General features: G+C 65.7%; 24 protein-coding genes and 1 pseudogene. 12 read left to right on the top strand and 13 right to left on the bottom strand.

Annotated elements, in window-relative coordinates; genetic code table 11:
• Window positions 1-822 (top strand): annotated as a pseudogene (locus G3N93_RS14605) (hypothetical protein); the annotation flags it as partial.
• Between the two features lie 102 nt (window positions 823-924).
• On the opposite strand, the gene G3N93_RS14600 reads toward G3N93_RS14605, so the two are convergent.
• Window positions 925-1,896, bottom strand: coding sequence for a thymidylate synthase (locus G3N93_RS14600; protein WP_175046542.1), 972 nt, complete (start codon window positions 1,894-1,896; stop codon window positions 925-927).
• Between the two features lie 41 nt (window positions 1,897-1,937).
• On the bottom strand, window positions 1,938-3,335 hold the full coding sequence (locus G3N93_RS14595; protein ID WP_011351371.1) for a sigma-54 dependent transcriptional regulator: 1,398 nt from the start codon (window positions 3,333-3,335) through the stop codon (window positions 1,938-1,940).
• On the opposite strand from G3N93_RS14595, the gene G3N93_RS14590 reads away from it, so the two are divergent.
• The 3 genes from G3N93_RS14590 (at window position 3,315) to G3N93_RS14580 (ending at window position 4,931) form a co-directional block, all read left to right on the top strand.
• Window positions 3,315-3,551 (top strand): hypothetical protein, encoded by a 237-nt coding sequence (locus G3N93_RS14590; RefSeq protein WP_241011595.1) that lies wholly within the window; start codon window positions 3,315-3,317, stop codon window positions 3,549-3,551. The genes G3N93_RS14595 and G3N93_RS14590 overlap by 21 nt on opposite strands.
• A 283-nt stretch (window positions 3,552-3,834) precedes the next feature.
• Window positions 3,835-4,158, top strand: coding sequence for a hypothetical protein (locus G3N93_RS14585; protein WP_206122450.1), 324 nt, complete (start codon window positions 3,835-3,837; stop codon window positions 4,156-4,158).
• A 272-nt stretch (window positions 4,159-4,430) separates the two neighbouring features.
• A complete protein-coding gene (locus tag G3N93_RS14580) occupies window positions 4,431-4,931 on the top strand; it encodes a dihydrofolate reductase (RefSeq protein ID WP_174943925.1) in 501 nt (166 codons plus the stop codon).
• Window positions 4,932-5,013: 82 nt separating this feature from the next.
• Here the strand turns inward: G3N93_RS14580 and pmbA are convergent, their stop codons facing one another.
• The gene (gene pmbA / locus G3N93_RS14575; protein WP_206133336.1) at window positions 5,014-6,384 is read right to left on the bottom strand and encodes a metalloprotease PmbA; all 1,371 of its coding nucleotides are present in this window, start codon (window positions 6,382-6,384) and stop codon (window positions 5,014-5,016) included.
• Window positions 6,385-6,511: 127 nt separating this feature from the next.
• Between pmbA and yjgA the strand changes: the two genes are divergently transcribed.
• Window positions 6,512-7,117 carry a ribosome biogenesis factor YjgA gene (gene yjgA / locus G3N93_RS14570; RefSeq protein WP_277396355.1) on the top strand — a complete coding sequence of 202 codons (606 nt, stop codon included), beginning with the start codon at window positions 6,512-6,514 and terminating at the stop codon, window positions 7,115-7,117.
• On the top strand, window positions 7,098-7,718 hold the full coding sequence (gene mog, locus G3N93_RS14565) for a molybdopterin adenylyltransferase (RefSeq protein WP_046545213.1): 621 nt from the start codon (window positions 7,098-7,100) through the stop codon (window positions 7,716-7,718). The genes yjgA and mog overlap by 20 nt, the downstream gene beginning before the upstream one ends.
• A 16-nt stretch (window positions 7,719-7,734) precedes the next feature.
• On the opposite strand, the gene orn is transcribed toward mog, so the two are convergent.
• Window positions 7,735-8,355, bottom strand: coding sequence for an oligoribonuclease (gene orn / locus G3N93_RS14560; RefSeq protein ID WP_011351365.1), 621 nt, complete (start codon window positions 8,353-8,355; stop codon window positions 7,735-7,737).
• A 117-nt stretch (window positions 8,356-8,472) separates the two neighbouring features.
• Between orn and G3N93_RS14555 the strand changes: the two genes are divergently transcribed.
• The 3 genes from G3N93_RS14555 (at window position 8,473) to G3N93_RS14545 (ending at window position 11,052) form a co-directional block, all read left to right on the top strand.
• Window positions 8,473-9,732 carry a M48 family metallopeptidase gene (locus tag G3N93_RS14555; RefSeq protein WP_206133335.1) on the top strand — a complete coding sequence of 420 codons (1,260 nt, stop codon included), beginning with the start codon at window positions 8,473-8,475 and terminating at the stop codon, window positions 9,730-9,732.
• Window positions 9,729-10,670, top strand: a complete 942-nt coding sequence (gene rsgA, locus G3N93_RS14550; RefSeq protein WP_206133334.1) for a ribosome small subunit-dependent GTPase A — start codon at window positions 9,729-9,731, stop codon at window positions 10,668-10,670. Before G3N93_RS14555 ends, rsgA begins: the two co-directional genes overlap by 4 nt.
• A 64-nt stretch (window positions 10,671-10,734) precedes the next feature.
• Window positions 10,735-11,052 carry a putative signal transducing protein gene (locus G3N93_RS14545; RefSeq protein ID WP_011351362.1) on the top strand — a complete coding sequence of 106 codons (318 nt, stop codon included), beginning with the start codon at window positions 10,735-10,737 and terminating at the stop codon, window positions 11,050-11,052.
• Window positions 11,053-11,116: 64 nt separating this feature from the next.
• Here G3N93_RS14545 and G3N93_RS14540 read toward each other — a convergent pair whose 3' ends face one another.
• From G3N93_RS14540 to rpsP, 6 genes are all read right to left on the bottom strand, one after another.
• On the bottom strand, window positions 11,117-12,055 hold the full coding sequence (locus G3N93_RS14540) for a CobD/CbiB family protein (protein WP_174943936.1): 939 nt from the start codon (window positions 12,053-12,055) through the stop codon (window positions 11,117-11,119).
• A gap of 120 nt (window positions 12,056-12,175) precedes the next feature.
• Window positions 12,176-12,862 carry a CoA pyrophosphatase gene (locus G3N93_RS14535; protein WP_206133333.1) on the bottom strand — a complete coding sequence of 229 codons (687 nt, stop codon included), beginning with the start codon at window positions 12,860-12,862 and terminating at the stop codon, window positions 12,176-12,178.
• Between the two features lie 87 nt (window positions 12,863-12,949).
• Entirely contained in the window at window positions 12,950-13,342 is a 393-nt protein-coding gene (rplS, locus tag G3N93_RS14530) for a 50S ribosomal protein L19 (protein WP_011351359.1), read from the bottom strand.
• A 133-nt stretch (window positions 13,343-13,475) separates the two neighbouring features.
• Window positions 13,476-14,270, bottom strand: a complete 795-nt coding sequence (gene trmD, locus G3N93_RS14525) for a tRNA (guanosine(37)-N1)-methyltransferase TrmD (RefSeq protein ID WP_027783884.1) — start codon at window positions 14,268-14,270, stop codon at window positions 13,476-13,478.
• Between the two features lies 1 nt (window position 14,271).
• The gene (rimM, locus tag G3N93_RS14520; RefSeq protein WP_174943945.1) at window positions 14,272-14,949 is read right to left on the bottom strand and encodes a ribosome maturation factor RimM; all 678 of its coding nucleotides are present in this window, start codon (window positions 14,947-14,949) and stop codon (window positions 14,272-14,274) included.
• Window positions 14,950-14,991: 42 nt separating this feature from the next.
• On the bottom strand, window positions 14,992-15,246 hold the full coding sequence (rpsP, locus tag G3N93_RS14515) for a 30S ribosomal protein S16 (protein WP_006476550.1): 255 nt from the start codon (window positions 15,244-15,246) through the stop codon (window positions 14,992-14,994).
• 153 nt (window positions 15,247-15,399) lie between these two features.
• On the opposite strand from rpsP, the gene G3N93_RS14510 reads away from it, so the two are divergent.
• Together G3N93_RS14510 and G3N93_RS14505 are read left to right on the top strand one after the other, a co-directional pair.
• Window positions 15,400-16,539 carry a sorbosone dehydrogenase family protein gene (locus G3N93_RS14510; RefSeq protein WP_206133332.1) on the top strand — a complete coding sequence of 380 codons (1,140 nt, stop codon included), beginning with the start codon at window positions 15,400-15,402 and terminating at the stop codon, window positions 16,537-16,539.
• A 109-nt stretch (window positions 16,540-16,648) separates the two neighbouring features.
• The gene (locus tag G3N93_RS14505; protein WP_206133331.1) at window positions 16,649-17,116 is read left to right on the top strand and encodes an NINE protein; all 468 of its coding nucleotides are present in this window, start codon (window positions 16,649-16,651) and stop codon (window positions 17,114-17,116) included.
• Between the two features lie 50 nt (window positions 17,117-17,166).
• Here the strand turns inward: G3N93_RS14505 and G3N93_RS14500 are convergent, their stop codons facing one another.
• The gene (locus tag G3N93_RS14500; RefSeq protein ID WP_206133330.1) at window positions 17,167-18,354 is read right to left on the bottom strand and encodes a PA0069 family radical SAM protein; all 1,188 of its coding nucleotides are present in this window, start codon (window positions 18,352-18,354) and stop codon (window positions 17,167-17,169) included.
• 90 nt (window positions 18,355-18,444) lie between these two features.
• Entirely contained in the window at window positions 18,445-18,933 is a 489-nt protein-coding gene (locus tag G3N93_RS14495; RefSeq protein WP_011351353.1) for an Lrp/AsnC ligand binding domain-containing protein, read from the bottom strand.
• Window positions 18,934-19,078: 145 nt separating this feature from the next.
• Between G3N93_RS14495 and G3N93_RS14490 the strand changes: the two genes are divergently transcribed.
• The gene (locus G3N93_RS14490) at window positions 19,079-20,365 is read left to right on the top strand and encodes a D-amino acid dehydrogenase (RefSeq protein WP_206133329.1); all 1,287 of its coding nucleotides are present in this window, start codon (window positions 19,079-19,081) and stop codon (window positions 20,363-20,365) included.
• A gap of 91 nt (window positions 20,366-20,456) precedes the next feature.
• Here the strand turns inward: G3N93_RS14490 and G3N93_RS14485 are convergent.
• The coding region (locus G3N93_RS14485; protein ID WP_206133328.1) for an acyl-CoA dehydrogenase C-terminal domain-containing protein at window positions 20,457-20,710 on the bottom strand (254 nt) is incomplete at its 5' end.

The following is a 20,710-nucleotide window of genomic DNA, read 5'->3' as shown; positions in this document are numbered from 1 at the left end:
GCACCGATGCCGGGCATGCCGAATGTCGCGCGGCCGGCGAACGGCGACAACCCCAGCGCACCGCGTTTCGCCAACGGCGGCATGCCGCAGGCCCCTGGCAACCCGATGCCGCATCCAGCAGTCGGGCCCGGCAATGGCGTCCCGCATCCGCCGGTGGCGAACAACGGTCCGGCGGGCATCGGCAATGCGCACGCAGCCGAGGCTCCTTCGCCCACGTGGATGCAGCCGCACACCCCGATGGAACGTCAACGCCCTGCTCCGCCGACCGCGCTCCACGCGGCGGGACAGAATGCGCTGCCGCCGGTGCGCAGCGCAGCGGTGCCGCATCCGGAAGGCGTGCTGACGCCGCAGGGCGCGCAGCCCGGCAGCCGGAACGAAGCGCTGCGCGCCCTGCCGCAACCGCGGCTGGACAACACTGCGCAGATTCCGCAGCCACGTCCGCGCCCCGATTTCCAGGCGCCGGCCCAGCATGGGCAACCGCAACCGGAACGAGCGGCCCCTGCGCCGCAACCTCGCCCCGAATTCGCGCAACCGGCGCCGCATCGCGAAGTCGCGCCGCCACGTGCGAACGAGTACCGTCCGCCGGCCCCCGCCGTGCATGACATGCCGCGCCCGCAACCGCAGGCGCCGCGCATGGAACCGCGGCCACAACCCGCGCCGCGTATGGAGCCTCGACCGCAACCGGCACCACGCATGGAACCACGCCCGTCGATGCCCGCACCGCACATGGAAGCGCGGCCGCAACCGGCGCCGCACGTCGAGGCGCCACACCCGAGCAACCCGCCGCCGCAAGGCGGTCACGAAGAGCGGCATCGCCAGTAAGTGCCGCAAACGTGAAACAAAAAGGCCCGACCGGTATCAGCCGGTCGGGCCTTTTTCCTGCGGGGCGCGGATCGATGCATCCGCGCGGCCCGGATCGCGCGATCAGACCGCCATCGGCGCGGTCAGCGGCTCATGATGGCGGTAGCCGACAAGCGAGAAATCAGACGGCTCGATCTGCTCCAGCCACTCGGGCGCGTAGACGCCGGTCTTCGCGTATTCCGGCACGCGCTCGGCAATCTCGAGCCGCGGGCTGTCGTAAGGCTCCCGTGTGAGCTGGCGCTGCAGCATGTCGAGCTGGTTCTCGTAGATATGGGCGTCGCCGATGAAGTACGTAAACCAGCGCGGCGTATAGCCCGTCAGCCGGCCGACGAGCGCCAGCAGCGCCGCCCCTTCCGTCAGGTTGAACGGCGTGCCGAGGCCGACGTCGTTGCTGCGGATGTACAGGCACAGCGAGATTTCGCGCTTCGTCGCATTCGGCAGGAACTGGTACAGCAGATGGCACGCGGGCAGCGCGATCTGGTCGAGCACGGCCGGATTCCACGCGTGAAACAGGATGCGGCGGTCGGCCGGGTTCTCCATGATCGTGTCCAGGCACTGGCGCAACTGGTCGATCGCCTTGTACAGCAGCACCTTCGGCGCGCCGTCTTCGTCGAAACGCGTGACGATCCGGAAGCCGCGGCGCGTCGCATCGGCGATCTGCGCGTCGGCACCCGCGTCGAGCACCTTGTAGCCCGGCCACTGGCGCCATTGCACGCCGTACACGTCACCGAGATCGTCGACGCCCTGGCGATACGGGTTCGCGAGCCATTGCGCGTTCTCGTTCGCGTTCGCGTCCCACACCTTGCAGCCGAGCGCGCGGAAATCAGCCGCGCTGCGCGACGCGCGCAGGAAGCCGACCAGCTCGCCGATCGCGGACTTGAACGCGAGCTTCTTGGTCGTCACGGCCGGGAAGCCTTGCTGCAGGTCGAAGCGCAGCATCGCGCCCGGCATGCTGATGGTGCGGATCCCCGTGCGGTTCTCCTGCCAGCTGCCGGTATCGAGAATGGTACGAACGAGGTCGAGATACTGTTTCATGCGGGTTCCTTCGGCCGCGAGGGCGGCCGTACCCGCCAATTTTAGCAAGCGTGATGAGGAAGCTCCGGCAACGGCGCCGAAAACCCTGCCAGCGTGTCGCCGCGATCGCGCATGCCGTGTGCGCACATCAGCCGGTAGAGCGTGACGCGCGACACGCCGAGTTCGCGTGCGGCATCCGCAAAACGGCCGCGATGGCGCAGCAGCGCCTGCTCGATCGCCTGCCGTTCGGCCGCCTCGCGCGCCTCCAGCAGCGAAACGGGCGCGAGCGTCGCAAAGTCGTTCAGCTCGAGATCGGCCGCGGTGATCATCCGGCCCTCCGACATGACGATCGCGCGGCGCACGCGATTGATCAGCTCGCGCACATTGCCCGGCCACGAATAGCCGTACAGCGACGCGACCGCGTCAGGGGAAAAGCCGCGCAGGCGACGATGCGCATCGCCCTTGAAACGCTCGAGCATGTGGCGCGCGAGCACCTCGATGTCCTTGCCGCGCGCGCGCAGCGGCGGCTCCTCGATCTTCAGCACGCACAGGCGATGAAACAGGTCTTCGCGGAACCGCCCTTCGCGCAGTGCCGCCTCCATGTCCACGTGGGTCGCGCAGATCACGCGCACATCGACCGGCACCGACACATGGGCACCCAACCGTTCGATCTTGCCTTCCTGCAGGAAGCGCAGCAGGCTTGCCTGGCTTTCGAGCGGCAAGTCGCCGATTTCATCGAGAAACAGCGTGCCGCCGTTGGCGGCCTCGACGCGGCCGATCTTGCGCTGGTTCGCGCCGGTGAACGCGCCGCGCTCGTAGCCGAACAGTTCGGCCTGCAGCAGGGTCGACGGGATCGCGCCGCAATTGATCGCGATGAACGGCGCCTGCGCACGCGACGAACGCTCGTGAATCGCAACCGCCGTCAGTTCCTTGCCCGTACCCGATTCGCCGGAGATGAACACCGGCGCGTCGGTTGCCGCGACGCGACGAATCGTCCTGAAAAGCCCGAGCATCGCATCGCAAGTCCCGACCATTTCGCCTTCGCTGCGTCCGGCGCCGACGGGCGGTGCAACGGGTTCGGTCAACGCGACCATCCCGTGTGCATGACCGACAGTCTCGACGATCCGCGACGTCTCGTACGGCATCGTCACGTAGTCGAAACAGTAGTCGCGAATGAGATGGCGCAGCGTAGCGTCCTGCAACTGGCCGCGACGCGTCGCCGCGATCCAGCCGATGTGCTGAATGCTCAGACAGGTTTCGAGTTCGCGCAGGTCCGAGGGCTTGAAGCCCGGCGAAAAATCGAGCAGCCCGGCCGTTGCGACACCATGCTGCACGACGCGCCGTACGTCTCGCACGGTCTCCGCGAGATCGACACGCCAACCGCATTCGTCGAAATGGCCGCGCAACGCGTCGTTCGGTTCGCGCGAATAGTAGATCACGTGCCGCTGATCGGCTCCCATATGCTCACCCCGTTCATCAACCGTCTAACGATTGCCGTGCACGCCACATCACGTGCGAAAAGGATCGAATCGGGTCAGCCGAAGGCGGCTCGATTCGCCATGCCGATGCGCGACGACAAAGCCTCGCATGATGGCGCTTATCTTGCGTCCAGTTATTTTGATCAAGACAGCTTAGTTATAGGCACTGAATACGACAATCCGATTTCAGCGCGGTGAGCGATGCGGCCGTATCGCTCAGGAGGTCGATGCATGTCAATCGTCTGCACATAGCACCTGCGCAGCGATACGTTCTGTCATCAACACTTGCGACGATTTTCATCCTTGAAGCGCATCGATTGAATCCGCAGTATTCCCGAGCCCCCTCGTTTCAGGCTTGAAACATTTTCAGACGTTTTCCGACACAATTCGCAACGCTTGAGCACGAATCGCAGTCTCGACAACGGTCCCGGCGCGATGGCATGCATTTCGCTGAATATGGAAACCGTCGGAGACAGCGACCATGCGAAAACATCTTTTACTTTCTTTCGTGCCGATGGCCATTGCGGTCGCGGCCGCGGGCCCGCCCACGCCCGTACGCGCAGACGAAAGCACGAATCCGGATCGCGCCATGCTGCTCGCGGCCAATGCGCCGAGCACGCAGCACGGCAACGGATTCGGCATCGTGACCGTGTCGTCACCGCAACCGCTGCCGGCCGGCAGGACGTCGGTGACGCTGTGGGACGAGATCCCGCCGCCTCAATTGCCGATGCCGCTCCCGGCACCGCAGCCGGGCGACGTGCAGCACGCGATGGATGGCACCGCGCAAGGCAGTACGCATCAGTGATGCACGAGCCGATCCATTTGATAAGGATGACGTATTGATTTGAGCAAACCGGACCACATCGATCGGATGCCTGCATCGTCGATCTCGCAACACGAAACGGTTTTTGTGCTCCGTCCCCCGGCGGGCACTCTTTTTATTCATTCCGTCGCCGCGACGCATTGACTCGAGCGTCGCGGCGCGCAGTGCAGGAGCGGATGCGCGCACCCGGAACCGGCGCGCGCCGCCGTTCCGGTAGAATCGGCGCCATTCCGGTTTTCCTTTCCCCGACCTACATGACGACGTTGACCCTGATCGTCGCGCGCGCCCGCAACGGCATCATCGGCCGCGACAACCAGTTGCCCTGGAAACTTCCCGAAGATCTCGCCTTCTTCAAGCGCACGACGATGGGCGCTCCGATCGTGATGGGCCGCAAGACCCACGAGTCGATCGGCCGGCCGTTGCCGGGCCGTCGCAATATCGTCGTCACGCGCGACGCGACGCGTCGCTTCGACGGTTGCGACACGGTCACGTCGCTCGCCGATGCGCTGGCGCTCGCCGCGCGCGACGGCGTGCCCGAAGCGTTCCTGATCGGCGGCGCGCAGCTCTACACGGAAGGTCTCGCACTCGCCGACAAGCTGGTCGTCACCGAGATCGATGCCGACTTCGATGGGGACGCCTCGTTCCCGGCGCCCGACGCCGCGCAGTGGCAGGAAGCGTCGCGCGATGCGCACCAGGCGGCCGCGCCGAACACGTTCGGCTATGCGTTCGTCGTCTACGAGCGCAAGCGCGGCTGACGCATCACGCAGCATGAAAAAAACCCGACCGGCTCACGCCGATCGGGCTTTTTGTTTGATGGCGGCCGAGGCCGCGCGCCGCTTACTGCCCGGCGATCGTCATCTGCTCGATCAGCACCGAGCCCGTTTCCTTCGTGCCGCGTACGATCGAATCGGCGCCGATCGCGACGATATGCCGGAACATTTCCTGCAGCGTGCTCGCGACGGTGATTTCCTCGACCGGATACTGGATCACGCCGTTCTCGACCCAGAAGCCCGCCGCGCCGCGCGAATAGTCGCCCGTCACGTAGTTCACGCCCTGCCCCATCAGCTCGGTCAGCAACAGGCCCGTGCCGAGCTTCTTCAGCATCGCGTCGAAATCGTCGCCCGCCTGCGTGTTCGAGCTGCGCAGCGCGAGGTTGTGCGAGCCGCCCGCGTTGCCGGTGGTCTGCGTGCCGAGCTTGCGCGCCGAATAGGTCGACAGGAAGTAACCTTCGACGACGCCATCCTTGACGACGCTGCGCGCACGCGTGCGCACGCCTTCCTCGTCGAACGGCGCGCTGCCCATCGCGCGCGGCACGTGCGGATCCTCGACGACCTGGATGTGCGGTGCGAACACCGGCTTGCCGAGGCTGTCGACGAGGAACGACGTCTTGCGGTACAGCGCACCGCCGCTCACCGCCTGCACGAACGCGCCGAGCAGGCCGGCCGCGAGCGGCGCCTCGAACAGCACGGGCACCTTGCGGGTGTCGAGGCGGCGCGCGCCCATCCGTGCCAGCGCACGCTCGGCCGCGTAACGGCCCACCGCTTCGGGTGCCGCGAGATCGATCGCGCTGCGCTTCGACGAATACCAGTCGTCGCGCTGCATGTGACGGCCACTGCCCGCGATCGGTGCGCATGCGATGTAGTGGCGCGAGTACGGGTAGCCGGACAGGAAGCCTCGCGACGTGGCCAGCACGAATTGCGAATGCTGGGCGGACACGCTCGCGCCTTCCGAATTGCGGATCTGCGGGCTGACCGCGAATGCGGCGTCTTCCGCGCGGCGGGCGAGCTCGACGGCCTCGTCGGCCGTCAGCGCCCACGGGTGGTACAGATCGAGGTCGCGCGGGTCGGTTTCGAGCAGTTCGGCTTCGGCCAGGCCGGCCGCCTCGTCCTCGGCCGTGAAGCGCGCGATGTTGTACGCGGCGGCGACGGTGTCCTTGATCGCACCCGGCGAGAAATCCGACGTGCTCGCGTTGCCGCGCTTCTTCCCGATGAACACGGTCACACCGACCATCTTGTCGCGGTTGTGCTCGATCGTTTCGACTTCGCTGCGGCGCACCGACACCGACAGGCCGTCGCCCTCGGAGATTTCGGTCGCGGCGTCCGTCGCGCCGAGCGCCTTCGCATGGCGAAGGATGTCCGAGGCGATTTCTTTGAGCTGGTCCTGCGTGTGCGGGAAATAGCGCGCTTGTACGTCGAGATTGGCTGCCATCGTCTAGATATCCGGTGGCGGGCGGGCGCCCGCATGTTCAAAATATTACGTATCCCGCGATCATAGCAAGGTCCGGGGCCGGACACCGACAAGCTTGGGGTGTCCGCGGCGCGATACAATGCCGCCCATGACACGCAAAACCCGAATCCAGCCGATCGAGCATGCCGCCGAAGACGACGACAATGGCTACGATCGCCCCAGCAAATCCCAGCTGAAGCGCGAGATGCACGAGCTGCAGGTGCTCGGCCAGGCACTCGTCGATCTGCCGAAAGACGCGCTGAAACGCATGCCGATGCCCGAAAGCCTCGCCGACGCCGTGCGCGAGGCCCGCCGAATCACCGATCACGAAGGCAAGCGCCGCCAGCTCCAGTACGTCGGCCGCGTGATGCGCTCGCTGACCGACGACGAGACGGCGGCGCTGCGCACCGCGCTCGACGCGCAACGCGGCGTGAACAAGGCCGCGACGGCCCGCCTGCACTGGATCGAACGCACCCGCGAACAGTTGCTCGCGAACGACGACGCCCTGACCGAATTCCTGCGCCAGCACCCGGAAGCAGATATCCAGGAAGGCCGCACGCTGATCCGCAACGCACGCAAGGAAGCGCAGCAAGGCAAGCCGCCGCGCTATTTCCGCGAGCTGTTCCAGTGGATCAAGACCGCTGGCGGCACGTCCAATGCGGACGACGAAGCGGCGGACGACGCCGGAGACGACCATGACGACGACGAAGCGTAACCATCCGGACGAGCTCGTCGTCGGCCTTGTGTCGATCAGCGACCGCGCGAGCACGGGTGTCTACGAGGACAAAGGCATTCCCGCGCTGCAGGAATGGCTCGCCGGCGCGCTGGTATCACCGTGGCGCGCCGAGACGCGCCTGATCCAGGACGATGCGCCCACGATCTCCGCCACGCTCGCCGAGCTCGTCGACGTCGCGGGGTGCGACCTCGTGCTGACGACGGGCGGCACGGGCCCCGCGCGCCGCGACGTGACGCCCGAGGCCACGCTGGCCGTGGCGACGAAGGAAATGCCGGGATTCGGTGAACAGATGCGGCAGATCAGCCTGAATTTCGTGCCGACCGCGATCCTGTCGCGGCAGGTCGCGGTGATCCGCGAGACGGCCGACCATGCGGCGCTGATCATCAACCTGCCAGGCCAGCCGAAGTCGATCCGGGAAACGCTCGAAGGGCTGCGCGATGCCGACGGCAAGTCGACCGTGCCCGGCATCTTCGCTGCGGTGCCCTACTGCATCGACCTGATCGGCGGCCCGTACATCGAGACCGACGCCGCGGTGGTCGCGGCGTTCCGGCCGAAAAGCGCTCAGCGCGCACCGCGCTAAGCGCGTGCCGGCCCGCTCAGGCGGCCGGCGCGGACTCGCCCGCCGAAGCAGACGCGGCTGGAATCAGGAAATGCTCGCGGTAGTACTTCAGTTCGTCGATCGACTCGTGGATGTCCGCGAGCGCCGTGTGCATCGCCCGCTTCTGGAAGCCCTTGTAGATCGCAGGCTGCCAGCGTCGGCACAGCTCCTTGAGCGTGCTGACGTCGAGGTTGCGGTAGTGGAAGAACCGCTCGAATTCGGGCATCCAGCGCGCCATGAAACGGCGGTCCTGGCAGATCGAGTTGCCGCACATCGGCGACTTGCCGGGCGACACGTACTGCGCGAGGAAGGCCTGCAGTTGCTCGGCGGCTTCCGCTTCGGTCACGGTCGACGCGCGCACGCGGTCGATCAAGCCCGAGCGGCCGTGCGTCGACTTGTTCCAGTCGTCCATCTTCGCGAGCGTTTCGTCGCTCTGGTGGATCGCGAACACCGGGCCTTCGACGGCGATATCGAGCGTGGAATTGGTCACGACGACCGCGATCTCGATGATGCGGTCGTTATCCGGGTCGAGGCCCGTCATCTCCATGTCGAGCCAGACGAGGTTCAACTCGTTGCGCACGAGCGCGGGCTGGCTGGTGGAAGCGGCGGTATCGGTCATGAGTCATCCTGGAAAATGGCGGACGGCGCGCGGCGCCGCCCGGGCGGGCGGCATCGCATCAGCGGGGCCGGTCCGCAAGAACATATAATTCTCGCATAGAACCCTTTGGCGCCTTCGATGTCACCCTTTTCGTTCACCCTGCTGTTCGCGCTCGCCGTGCTCGCGATGGTCGTCACCAAGCTGTGGCTCGCGTCGCGGCAGATCCGCTTCGTCGCGGCGCACCGCAACGGCGTGCCCGCGCAGTTCAGCGCAACCATCCCGCTGACCGCCCACCAGCGCGCGGCCGACTATACGGTCGAGCGCACCCGGCTGACGATGCTCGAAATCGTCGTCAGCGCGGCCGTGCTGATCGGCCTCACGCTGCTCGGCGGCGTCGGCGCACTCGACACGCTGCTCACCGGCTGGCTCGGCCGCGGCTACGGGCAACAGGTCGCGCTCGTCGCTGCGGTGCTCGTGATCACGAGCGTCATCGACGTCCCGTTCGAGTATTACCGCCAGTTCGGGATCGAACAGCGTTTCGGCTTCAACCGGATGACGAAGCGGCTGTTTTTCACCGACATGCTGAAAAACTCGCTGCTCGGCGCCGCGCTCGGCCTGCCGCTGCTGTTCGTCGTGCTGTGGCTGATGAACCAGGCCGGCGGCCTGTGGTGGCTGTGGACCTGGATCGTCTGGGTCGCGTTCCAGATGCTTGTCCTGCTGATCTACCCGACCTTCATCGCACCGATCTTCAACAAGTTCGAGCCGCTGAAGGACGACGCGCTGCGCGCGCGCATCGAGTCGCTGATGAAGCGCTGCGGCTTTGCGGCGAAGGGGCTGTTCGTGATGGACGGCAGCCGCCGCTCCGCGCATGGCAACGCGTACTTCACGGGTTTCGGTGCGTCGAAGCGGATCGTGTTCTTCGACACGCTGCTCGCGCGCCTGTCCGGCCAGGAAATCGAGGCCGTGCTCGCGCACGAACTCGGCCACTTCAAGCGCCGTCACGTGATGAAGCGGATGCTCGTATCGTTCGTGCTGAGCCTCGTGCTGCTCGCGCTGCTTGGCTGGCTGGCGCAACGCACGTGGTTCTATACGGGGCTCGGCGTCACGCCGTCGCTCGACACGAGCAACGCGGGTGCCGCGCTCGTGCTGTTCTTCCTCGCGATTCCCGTGTTCCTGTTCTTCGCAACGCCGTTCGGCAGCCTCACGTCGCGCAAGCACGAATTCGAGGCCGACGCATTCGCGGCCAGCCAGACCGACGCACAGGATCTCGTCAGCGCACTCGTGAAGCTCTATGAGGACAACGCGTCGACGCTGACGCCCGACCCCGTCTACACGGCCTTCTATTACTCGCATCCGCCGGCATCGCAGCGGATCGACCGCCTGATGCAGCACGCATGAGCCGGCCGACCTCCCGCAAGCCGGCCTCGCGCGCGTCGAATGCGCAACGGGTCGAAGGCCGCGTGATCGCGGCGCACGGGCGCCACTACATCGTCGCACCCGACGATGGCGGCCCGATGCTGCAGTGCTTCCCGCGCGGCAAGAAAAGCGATATCGCAGTCGGCGACCGTGTCATATACGAACTCGCATCAGCCGACCAGGGCGTCATCGTCGAGATCGGCGAACGGCGCAACCTGCTGTACCGTTCCGACCAGTTCAAGTCGAAGCTGTTCGCGGCCAATCTCGATCAATTGCTGATCGTGCTCGCAACCGAGCCCTACTTCAGCGAGGACCTGCTCGGCCGCGCGCTGATCGCCGCCGAGGCGAACGCGCTGAAGCCGCTCGTCGTGCTGAACAAGATCGACGTCGAAGCCGCGCTGCCGGTCGCGCGCGAGCGCCTCGCGCCCTACCGCGCCCTCGGCTACGACGTGCTCGAGCTGTCGGTGAAGGGCTCGCCCAACGACGCACGCGCACAACTGATGCCGCACCTCGCCGGCCATTCGACGATCCTGCTCGGCCAGTCCGGGATGGGCAAGTCGACGCTCGTGAACCTGCTCGTTCCCGATGCCGAAGCCGCCACGCGCGAGATTTCGGCCGCGCTCAACAGCGGCCGTCATACGACGACGTTCACGCGCCTCTACCCGTTGGAGGGCGGCGGCGCGTTGATCGATTCGCCGGGCTTCCAGGAATTCGGCCTCTACCACCTGACGGAAGGCCGTCTCGAGCGCGCCTTTCCGGAGTTTCGGCCGCTGCTTGCCGACTGCCGTTTCTATAATTGCCATCATCTGCACGAACCCGGCTGCGCGATTCTCGAAGCCGTCGCCGACGGCCGCATCGCACCGTCGCGGCATGCGCTGTATGCGCAGCTCGTGCACGAGGCGAGCCAGATCGTCCGCTGATCGCGCGGCGCGCGCGGCGGCCAGCCGGTGCCATCCGGGCCGGCTTTCATCGACAGGAGCCGCGATGCGTTTCAAGGCACCCGATCTCGCGACCGCGCAGCATTGGGCCAACGTGCTTCAGGTGGCCGGCATCGGTTGCGAGCTGCATAACTGCTACGCGACCGGCGCTCTCGGCGGCCTGCCCGCCGACGCGTGCACGCCCGAACTGTGGCTCGACGACGAACGCGACGACGCACTCGCGCGCCGGCTCCTCGATGCCGCGTCACACGGCCCGTCGGCCGGCGCCGCGCCGTGGCGCTGCCGGCAGTGCGGCGAGGCGCTCGAAGCCCAATTCACCGCGTGCTGGCAATGCGGCGCCGTACGCGACCCGCTAGACGACTGACCCACAGCAAAAAGGCCGGCTTCAAGCCGGCCTTCTGCCTTTCATCGGATACCGCACTGCCCCGTCACGACACCCAGACGGCGAGCGTCAGCATCAGCAGCAGAATCATCCACAGGATCACCGCGCGCCAGACGAGCCCAACCGCGGATTGCAGCGTACGCGGCGTGCAATCGTCACCGACCGTCAGCGGACCGCTGTCGCCAACTGCCAGTGCATCCAGGCTCGACGGCTCCGCGAGCGGCCCGGCGAGGCGTGCGCCGAGCGCTCCGCTGCCGGCTGCCAGCAGGACGCCGTCGTTCGGATCGGGCCACTGGCGCGTGTGGTTGCGCCACGCATAGATCGCGTCCTCGAAATTGCCGACGATCGCGAAGCCGAGCGCGGTCAATCGCGCGGGAATCCAGTCGATCACGAAGAACGCACGCTGCGCGAACGTCGAGAAGGCCGCCGTGCGCTCGTCGCCCGGCGTCGACCAGCTGCGCGCGAGGTATTCGGAAATCCGGTACAGCACGGCACCGGCCGGGCCGATCGGCAGCACGTACCAGAAGAACACGCCGAACACGTGGCGATGCGAGGCGACAACGGCGTGAATCAGCGTATGGCGGACGATTTCGCCGACCGGCATGTCGACCGTGTCGATGCCTGTCCACTCGTGCAGGATTTCACGCGCCCGCGGCACATCGTCGTTGTTGAGCGCGAGGTGGATGTCGGTGAAGTAATGGCTGAACTGACGGAAGCCGAGCGTGAAATACACGACGACGACGTTCCAGATGAAGGCGAGCACGAAGCTCACCTTGTACAGCAGGAAATAGATCAGCGCGACGATCAGCACCCACGGCAGCACGACCGCGAGCCAGGCGAGGATGCCATGCTTCTGCTTGCCTGCGTCGAGACCATGCGCGACGGTTTCCGCATGAAACTGGAACAGCGCGAACACCGGATTGTTCGGCGACAACGCGCGGACCTGTTCGATGATGAGGGCGAGGAGAACCGAAAAGAAAGTCATGCGTGGCGCCGTCTTCGGAGTTATGTCATTTTTTGCATAACGATAGCACAGCGTAAGCACCGGATGGCTGCCGGCGCGGTCGCCCGGCGACCGGCTGCGCGCCCCAGACGCCGTGTGCGCCTAGCCGGCGGCCAAGAAGCGGTACAGATTGCGCAACATGCCGGCAGTTGCGCCCCAGATGAAGTAATGCCCGCCGGGTTCGCCATTCGGATAGGGCATCGCAAAAAAACGACGCTCCCCGCCTTCCCAGCGGAACACACGGACCTGATGGTTCGCGGGATTCATCAGGAACGCGAGCGGCACCTCGAAAATCTCGGCCACTTCGAACGTGTCGGCCTGCACGGTGAACGGCGGATGCACGAGGCCGACCACCGGCGTCACGCAAAAGCCCGTACCGGTCAGGTAGTCGGGCAACGCGCCGAGGATCTCGACACGCTCGTCGGCCAGCCCGATCTCTTCCTTCGCCTCGCGCAACGCGGTTGCGGTTGCATCGCGATCGAACGGTTCGCGACGACCGCCGGGGAAACTGATCTGTCCGGCGTGGTCGTTCAGGTGGTCGGCGCGCTGGGTCAGCAGCACGGTGAGGCCAGACTCGCGGACGACTAACGGCACGAGAACGGCCGCGCTACGCGGATCGACGCCCTCCTGCAGCTTCGCTTCGCCGGGCTCGACGCTCCATTCGAGCGTGCGCGCGAAACGATCGCGCAGGCCGGACGGCGTCATCAGTCGGGAATCGATGGCCGGCAGGCCGGCGCCGGTGCCTTCGACCGGCAGGACTTCGGGATCGATGATGGGGCGGCGATTCAATGGAGCTCTCGGGTTCGTGTTGTATCGAGCATATTCTCGCGCCAGAATGAAAAAAGCACCCGGTTGGGTGCTTTTTCCTTACAGCTCTTACTCTTGGGAAGCTGCTGCGGTGCGATCCTTCGACACCAGCTTTTCCTTGATACGAGCCGACTTGCCCGAACGCTCGCGCAGGTAGTACAGCTTCGCACGACGCACATCACCGCGGCGCTTCACGACGATGCTTGCCAGCAGCGGCGAGTACGTCTGGAACGTACGCTCGACGCCTTCGCCCGACGAGATCTTGCGGACGATGAAGTTCGAGTTCAGGCCACGGCTGCGAATCGCGATCACGACGCCTTCGTAAGCCTGAACGCGCTTGCGGTTACCTTCAACCACGTTCACGTTCACGATAACCGTATCGCCCGGGGCGAATTCGGGGATCGTCTTGCCGGCGAGCGCGCGCTCGATTTCTTCCTGCTCAAGTTTTGCGATCAGATTCATTACTGACTCCTTTTGCCATCGTGTCGGCGTTGGCACCCGCCTGCTTCCAGGCCTGGCCCCGATAGAGGATGGATTCACATCAGGCGCCGTACACGCATGCACGACACCGCCAATTCCCGCTCGCGCAGCCGCCTCAGGAGGCGTCCTTCGCTTCGCGTGCGAGGTTCGCAAGCCATGCCTCGTCGGCACGGCTCAACAACTTCTCGCGGCGCGCCCGGACGATCAGGTCCGGCCGCTTCCGCAACGTATTTCTCAATGCTTCCTGGCGCCGCCACCGCTCGATCTCGGCATGATGCCCGCCGAGCAGCACGTCCGGCACGCGCACGCCGTCGTATTCCTCCGGGCGCGTGTAGTGCGGACAGTCGAGCAGGCCGTCAGCGAAACTGTCCTGCACGGCCGACAGCGAATCGTTCAGCACACCGGGCAGCAACCGCACGACCGCATCCATCATCGCCATCGCCGGCAATTCTCCGCCGGACAGGACGAAATCGCCGAGGCTGATTTCCTCGTCGACGCAACGATCGAGCAGGCGCTGGTCGATCGCTTCATAGCGGCCGCACAGCACGACGACACCGGGCTCCTGCGCCATCCGCACCGCACGATCGTGCGTGAGCGGCGCGCCCTGCGGCGACATCATCACGACACGCGTGCTCGCGATCCCCTGTTCCGCCTGTGCCGCTTTCGCGGCATCGATCGCGGCTTCGAGCGGCCTGGCCAGCATCACCATGCCCGGACCACCGCCGTACGGACGATCATCGACCGTGCGGTAGTTGTCCGTCGTGAAATCACGCGGGTTCCAGGTGCGCAGCCCGAAGCGCCCTTGCTTGACGGCCCGGCTGGTGATCCCCCAGTCGGTCAGTGCACGGAACATCTCGGGAAAGAGCGTGACGACGTCGAACTGCACCGCGCTCTCGGTAACCTGGTTCATTTCAGTAATCGGCTTCCCAGTCGACGACGATGCGACGCGCCGCCTGATCCACCGTTTTGACGTATACGCCGACGAACGGAATCAACCGCTCGTCGGTGGTCGGCTGACCGTCTTTGCCGGTCGCCGGATACTCGACACGCATGATCGAATGCACGCCATTGTCGATCATCCCGCTCACCTTCCCGAGTGCCACCGATTGCTCGTTGACGACGTCGAGACCGATCAGGTCGACCCAATAGAATTCGTCCGCGGCCAATGCCGGGAAATCTTCCCGGCGCACGAACACGCGAAAGCCGCGCATAGCGAACGCGGCATCGCGGTCGCTGACGCCCGCGGGTTGCGCAACGACGGTGTCGCTGTGCGCCTTCGACTGCATGATGCGGACGGAAAGCCGCTCCGCACCGCGTTCCAGCCACCAGTGGCGCGCCTTGAGCAGCGCATCGCCACCGCGACCGGCGTCGGCATGCGTCGCCACCTTGACCCAACCCTTCAGGCCATAGGCGTCGACCACCGCCCCGACCTCGACGGCATCGTCGGGCCAGGCCTGCGCCACTTCGAGACTGTCCTGCTCGGCAGCCTGACCGGCGTTCGCGACAACGTCGCGCTCGACCGGCTTGCGGACGAATGCGCCAAACGACGCACGCCCGCGCCTTGCATTACCGGAATCGTGACCCGCCATTAATGCACCTCAAAGCCGGCACGACCGGCACACCGTGCCATGTTAGGCAGCCGGTTGCGCCTTTTGCGCTTCCTTCACGAGACGCTGGACGGTCGGCGACAGTTGCGCGCCAACGCCTTGCCAGTACGTCAGACGATCCTGAGCGATACGCAGCGATTCGCCCTTCGTAGCGACCGGGTTGTAGAAGCCGACGCGTTCGATGAAGCGGCCGTCACGACGGTTGCGCGAATCGGTAGCAACGATGTTGTAGAACGGGCGCTTCTTCGAGCCGCCACGAGCCAGACGGATGATAACCATATGATGTCCTTCGGGAAAACCGGGTTCGAAACTACTGAAACACGCGATTATAGCCGGAAACCAGAGGTACAACAAACACTTACGCGGAAAAAATCCGGAGACGGCCTGTCCGCCGGGCATACAATCGTCGTGTCCGGGACGTTCCACACCGTCATGCCGCCCCTTCGCGCCGCCTCGATGCGCCGCGTGCAGCACCGTTTTGCGGCGCTGCTTGCCGGCCTTGCCTGCCTCGCGTCCGCACCGGCGTTTGCCGCGCCGTTGCCGGTGAGCGAACTCGTCGTGCCGCCCGGCTTCCACGTCGAAGTGCTGACCGATGCGGTACCGACCGCCCGCGAAATGGCGTGGTCGCCGCGCGGCATCCTGTATGTCGGCACACGGGAAGGCCGCGTGCATGCATTCGTGATGCACGAGGGCCAGATCAGCGCGCGCTACGTGATCGCGTCCGGGCTCGACATGCCCGTCGGCGTCGCTTACCGTGGCGGCGCACTCTATATATCCGCCGTATCGCGCATCCTGCGTCTCGATCATATCGACGACCGGCTCGCCGTGCCGCCCGCCCCCGCCGTCGTCACCGACGCGCTGCCGACCGAACACCATCACGGCTGGAAATTCATCGCGTTCGGCCCCGACGGCAAGTTGTATGTACCGACCGGCGCACCATGCAACGTCTGTCTCGCCGATCGCAGCCGCTACGCGATCATCGCACGCATGAAGGCGGACGGCAGCGGGAGCGAGGTTGTCGCCCGCGGCGTACGCAATACGGTCGGCTTCGCGTGGCATCCCGATTCGGGCGAGCTTTGGTTTACCGACAACGGGCGCGACATGATGGGCGACGACGTGCCCGACGACAAGCTGAACCGCGCGCCACGCGCCGGCCTCGACTTCGGCTTCCCGTATTGCCATGGCGGCGACACACCCGACCCCGAATTCGGCAGCGCCGACGTATGCCGCCGCTATGTGCCGCCCGTATTGAAACTCGGCGCACACGTCGCAGCACTCGGCATGCGCTTCTATACAGGGCCGATGTTTCCGGCGTCGTATCGCAATAACATCTTCATCGCCGAACACGGCTCGTGGAATCGCAGCACGAAGGTCGGCTACCGCGTGATGCGCGTCGTCGTCTCGGCGGACGGCAGCCAGGCGCGCCAGACCCCGTTCGTCACGGGCTGGCTACGGGCCGACGGCACGGTATGGGGACGCCCGACCGACGTGTTGCCGCTGCCGGACGGCTCGCTGCTCATCAGCGACGACTACGCGGGCGCGATCTACCGCGTGACCTATGCGGCACCTTGACGCAGGACAGGGGTGACCGGGCCCGACCGGGCATCGTAGAATGCGTGCCGGGCCGCACGCCCGCGCCGGCCCGCCGGCCGCCCATGCCAACGACAATACGCCGCCATCCATGTCCAGCAGCACCGCACCGTCCCGCCGCTTTCGCTCCAAGACGCTCACCGCCGCCCTCGCGTTCCTGTTCGGATCGCTCGGCGCGCACCGCTTCTATCTGTATGGCTTCCGCGACGTGTTCGGCTGGGCGCACCTGCTCGCAACGATCGTCGGCATCCCGGGCTTCCTCCTGCTCGCCGCAACCCAGCGCAGCGCCGGCCTCGGCTGGTGGCTCGCGGTTCCCGGCGCGATCTCGCTGCTGGCGGCGTTCCTCGCCGCGCTCGTCTACGGGCTGCGCCCCGACGAAAAATGGAACGCGCAATTCAATGCGGAGACGGGCAAGCAAAGCAAGTCGGGCTGGACCGTGATCTTCGTGGTGATCTTCTCGCTGCTGATCGGCGCGTTCCTGCTGATGACCGCGCTCGCGCTGTCGTTCCAGACGTATTTCGAATCGCAGGTCGAAGCGGCCAAGCAGATTTCGCAGTAAGCGTAACGCCCACTACGCACCCGGCGCCCCGCGCCGGTTTAGCACGCCGGTCAGAACAGGTTCAATTGCATGTCGTCGCGTGGCTGCGCCGACCGCGTGCCGGCTGAACGACCAGCAACGCGCGGCACCGACGCCGCGGCAGCCGGCGCGCCGCGAAACTGCGACAGATCGAGAATGCCGTTCGTGCGCTCGTTCAGTCCGAGCCGCTTGACGGCCTGGCGGAAGCGCTGCCGCAGCAGGTCGGCCCAGATCCCCTCGCCCTTCATCCGTTTCGAGAAATCCGAGTCGTAGTCCTTCCCGCCGCGCATGTCGCGCACGCGGTTCATCACGCGCTCCGCGCGATCCGGAAAATGCGCGGCAAGCCAGTTCTTGAACAGCGGTGCGACTTCCCACGGCAGCCGCAGGATGATGTAGCTCGCATACGTCGCGCCGGCTTCCGCGCATGCCTCGAGCACGCGCTCCATGTCGGGCTCGGTGACGAACGGAATCATCGGCGCAATGCTCACGCCGACCGGCACGCCCGCCTCGCTCAGTGCACGAATCGTGCGCAACCGGCGCGCCGGTGTTGCCGCGCGCGGCTCGAGCGTGCGCGCGAGATCGGCATCGAGCGTCGTGATCGTGACTGCCGCCATCACCTGCCCGCGTTCGGCCATCGGCGCGAGCAGGTCGAGATCGCGCTCGATCAGCGACGACTTCGTGATCGCGGCGAACGGCAACCCGCGATCGTGCATCACCTGGATCACGCTGCGCGTGATGCGCAGGTCGCGCTCGACCGGCTGGTAGGCATCGGTGTTGACACCGAGCGCGATCGGCTCCGGCACGTAACGCTTGCGTGAGATCTCGCGCTCGAGCAATTCGGCCGCATTGACCTTCGCATAGATGCGGCTTTCGAAATCGAGCCCCGGCGACAGGCCGAGATAACTGTGCGTCGGCCGGGCGAAGCAATAGATGCAGCCGTGCTCGCAGCCGCGATACGGATTGAGCGATACGCTGAATGGAATGTCGGGCGACTGGTTGTGCGTCAGGATGCTCTTTGCACGCTCCTCGAAGACCTGCGTGCGCAGCGGCGCGGGGAAATCGGTATCGTCCGACTCGTGCGTCCAGCCGTCGTCGACCGCTTCGCGCTGCGCGATTTCGTATCGCCCCTGCAGGTTGTCGACCGCACCGCGCCCCTTGCGGGGCACGGGCGGCGCTACCGGAAATTCGTTGTCGGATCGATCGTCCATGTACCCACCCATTCGCCTGCGCCCAATACTGTACATTTATACAGTATTGGGCGCAGCATGCCAAGGGCGGGATAAAGGGCCCGACAGCCTGCCGCAGGCGCGTCAGTCGCCCACCGCGATCGTCAGCGTCTCCTTGATTTCTTCCATCACGACATAGCTCTTCGACTGCACGGCACCGGGCAACTGCAGCAGGATGTCGCCGAGCAGTTTCCGGTAGTCGGCCATCTCGCCGATCCGCGCCTTGATCAGGTAGTCGAAATCCCCGGACACGAGATGACACTCGAGCACCTCGTCGATCTTCATCACTTCCCGGCGGAATTGCTCGAACATGTTGCCGCCCTTGTGGCCGAGCGTGATCTCGACGAATACCAGCAGCGCGGCATCCAGCTGGTGCGGGTCGACCCGCGCGTGATAGCCGGTGATCACGCCATCCCGCTCCATGCGCCGTACACGCTCGATACACGGCGTGACGGTCAGTCCAACCTGTTCCGCGAGGTCTTTCATCGCCATCCGGCCGTCGTCCTGGAGCAGTTTCAGGATGCGTCGGTCGAGCTTGTCGAGCGAGCGTACGGGCTGACGTTGCGTTCTCATTTGTTTATGCTGAAAACCTGAAAAATACGATAACAAAACCTACACATTCGACAATACCATAGCGCAAAAAACTAGATCAGCTAGAGGTTACACGGAGACGCAGGTGCGCCCGGCCTCGATCTGGTCCCTTCCATCTGGAGCAGCTATGCGAGTCGTCATTCTGGGCAGCGGTGTGGTGGGCGTGGCAAGCGCGTATTACCTCGCGCGCGCCGGTCATGAAGTCACGGTGATCGACCGGGAGGCCGGCCCGGCGCTCGAGACGAGCTTCGCTAACGCAGGCCAGATCTCCCCCGGCTATGCCGCGCCGTGGGCCGCACCCGGCGTGCCGCTGAAGGCCGTCAAGTGGATGTTCGAAAAGCACGCGCCGCTCGCGATCCGCCTCGACGGCACGCGCTTCCAGCTCCAGTGGATGTACCAGATGCTGCGCAACTGCACGGCCGAGCGCTATGCGGTCAACAAGGGCCGCATGGTCCGCCTCGCCGAATACAGCCGCGACTGCCTGCAGGCACTGCGCGCCGATACCGGCATCCAGTACGAAGGCCGCACGGGCGGCACGCTGCAACTGTTCCGCACGCAGCAGCAACTCGACGGCGCGGCGAAGGACATCGCCGTCCTTCAGGAAGCGAACGTGCCGTTCGAATTGCTGTCGCCGGCCGACCTGAAGAAAGCCGAACCGGCGCTTGCCGCCGTCTCGCACAAGCTGACGGGCGGTCTGCGCCTGCCGGGTGACGAAACGGGCGACTGCCAGCTGTTCACGACGCGCCTTGCAGCGCTCGCCGAATCGCTTGGCGTGAAGTTCCGCTACAACACGCCGATCGATGCACTCGCAATCGCGGGCGGCAAGATCGCCGGCGTGCAGTGCGGCAGCGAGACGGTGCGCGCGGACGCGTACGTCGTCGCGCTCGGCTCGTACTCGACCAGCTTCATCTCGAACCTGATGAAGATCCCCGTCTATCCGCTGAAGGGCTATTCGATCACCGCGCCGATCGTCAACGAAGCGGCCGCGCCCGTGTCGACCGTGCTCGACGAGACCTACAAGATCGCGATCACGCGTTTCGACCAGCGCATCCGCGTCGGCGGCATGGCGGAAATCGTCGGCTTCGACAAGAAGCTGCGCACCGCGCGCCGCGAAACGCTCGAAATGTGCGTGAACGACCTGTTCCCGGGCGGCGGCGACACGTCGAAGGCAACGTTCTGGACGGGCCTGCGCCCGATGACGCCGGACGGCACGCCGATCGTCGGCCGCACGCCGGTGTCGAACCTGTTCCTGAACACCGGCCACGGCACGCTCGGCTGGACGATGTCGTGCGGCTCGGGCCAGCTGCTCGCAGACCTGATCTCGGGCAAGATGCCCGCGATCCAGGCCGACGACCTGTCGGTGCATCGTTACCTGAAGGACGTGGCCGGTCAGACGCGCCCGGCATACGCATAAGCCGCGGCTGCCTGCAGCAATGCAGGCAGCCGCGCATGAAAAAGGCGCCCCTCGGGGCGCCTTTTTTCGTTTCACCGGATGCGTGGAGGAATCAGAACTGGTCTTCCGTCAACGCGAGCACGCCCTCGTTGCCCTTCGTGCCGACGATCGACGCTTCGAATGCGCCCGCCTGCACCAGCACGTGCTCCGCATAGCATTGCGCGATCGCGATCTTCGCATCGAAGAACGCCGGGTCGCTCGCGCGGTTCGCGTGCGCCGCCACCAGCGCGCGGCCCATCTGCCACCCGCACAGCACCACGCCCGCCAGCTTCAGGTACGGCACGCTGCCCGCGAACACCGCGTTCG

Source organism: Burkholderia sp. Se-20378, from assembly GCF_017104665.1.
In the GTDB taxonomy this organism is placed as follows: domain Bacteria; phylum Pseudomonadota; class Gammaproteobacteria; order Burkholderiales; family Burkholderiaceae; genus Burkholderia; species Burkholderia lata.
Note: the sequence above shows the minus strand (reverse complement) of the source record. Positions and strands in the feature narration are given on the sequence as shown.

What these genes read in the sequence shown, in the direction of transcription:
- G3N93_RS14600 (WP_175046542.1), bottom strand. Translation starts at nt 1,896, where the DNA reads ATGAAACAGTATCTCGACCTCGTTCGTACCATTCTCGATACCGGCAGC.
- G3N93_RS14595 (WP_011351371.1), bottom strand. Translation starts at nt 3,335, where the DNA reads ATGGGAGCCGATCAGCGGCACGTGATCTACTATTCGCGCGAACCGAAC.
- G3N93_RS14585 (WP_206122450.1), top strand. Translation starts at nt 3,835, where the DNA reads ATGCGAAAACATCTTTTACTTTCTTTCGTGCCGATGGCCATTGCGGTC.
- G3N93_RS14580 (WP_174943925.1), top strand. Translation starts at nt 4,431, where the DNA reads ATGACGACGTTGACCCTGATCGTCGCGCGCGCCCGCAACGGCATCATC.
- pmbA (WP_206133336.1), bottom strand. Translation starts at nt 6,384, where the DNA reads ATGGCAGCCAATCTCGACGTACAAGCGCGCTATTTCCCGCACACGCAG.
- yjgA (WP_277396355.1), top strand. Translation starts at nt 6,512, where the DNA reads ATGACACGCAAAACCCGAATCCAGCCGATCGAGCATGCCGCCGAAGAC.
- mog (WP_046545213.1), top strand. Translation starts at nt 7,098, where the DNA reads ATGACGACGACGAAGCGTAACCATCCGGACGAGCTCGTCGTCGGCCTT.
- orn (WP_011351365.1), bottom strand. Translation starts at nt 8,355, where the DNA reads ATGACCGATACCGCCGCTTCCACCAGCCAGCCCGCGCTCGTGCGCAAC.
- G3N93_RS14555 (WP_206133335.1), top strand. Translation starts at nt 8,473, where the DNA reads ATGTCACCCTTTTCGTTCACCCTGCTGTTCGCGCTCGCCGTGCTCGCG.
- rsgA (WP_206133334.1), top strand. Translation starts at nt 9,729, where the DNA reads ATGAGCCGGCCGACCTCCCGCAAGCCGGCCTCGCGCGCGTCGAATGCG.
- G3N93_RS14545 (WP_011351362.1), top strand. Translation starts at nt 10,735, where the DNA reads ATGCGTTTCAAGGCACCCGATCTCGCGACCGCGCAGCATTGGGCCAAC.
- G3N93_RS14540 (WP_174943936.1), bottom strand. Translation starts at nt 12,055, where the DNA reads ATGACTTTCTTTTCGGTTCTCCTCGCCCTCATCATCGAACAGGTCCGC.
- rplS (WP_011351359.1), bottom strand. Translation starts at nt 13,342, where the DNA reads ATGAATCTGATCGCAAAACTTGAGCAGGAAGAAATCGAGCGCGCGCTC.
- trmD (WP_027783884.1), bottom strand. Translation starts at nt 14,270, where the DNA reads ATGAACCAGGTTACCGAGAGCGCGGTGCAGTTCGACGTCGTCACGCTC.
- rimM (WP_174943945.1), bottom strand. Translation starts at nt 14,949, where the DNA reads ATGGCGGGTCACGATTCCGGTAATGCAAGGCGCGGGCGTGCGTCGTTT.
- rpsP (WP_006476550.1), bottom strand. Translation starts at nt 15,246, where the DNA reads ATGGTTATCATCCGTCTGGCTCGTGGCGGCTCGAAGAAGCGCCCGTTC.
- G3N93_RS14510 (WP_206133332.1), top strand. Translation starts at nt 15,400, where the DNA reads ATGCCGCCCCTTCGCGCCGCCTCGATGCGCCGCGTGCAGCACCGTTTT.
- G3N93_RS14505 (WP_206133331.1), top strand. Translation starts at nt 16,649, where the DNA reads ATGTCCAGCAGCACCGCACCGTCCCGCCGCTTTCGCTCCAAGACGCTC.
- G3N93_RS14500 (WP_206133330.1), bottom strand. Translation starts at nt 18,354, where the DNA reads ATGGGTGGGTACATGGACGATCGATCCGACAACGAATTTCCGGTAGCG.
- G3N93_RS14495 (WP_011351353.1), bottom strand. Translation starts at nt 18,933, where the DNA reads ATGAGAACGCAACGTCAGCCCGTACGCTCGCTCGACAAGCTCGACCGA.
- G3N93_RS14490 (WP_206133329.1), top strand. Translation starts at nt 19,079, where the DNA reads ATGCGAGTCGTCATTCTGGGCAGCGGTGTGGTGGGCGTGGCAAGCGCG.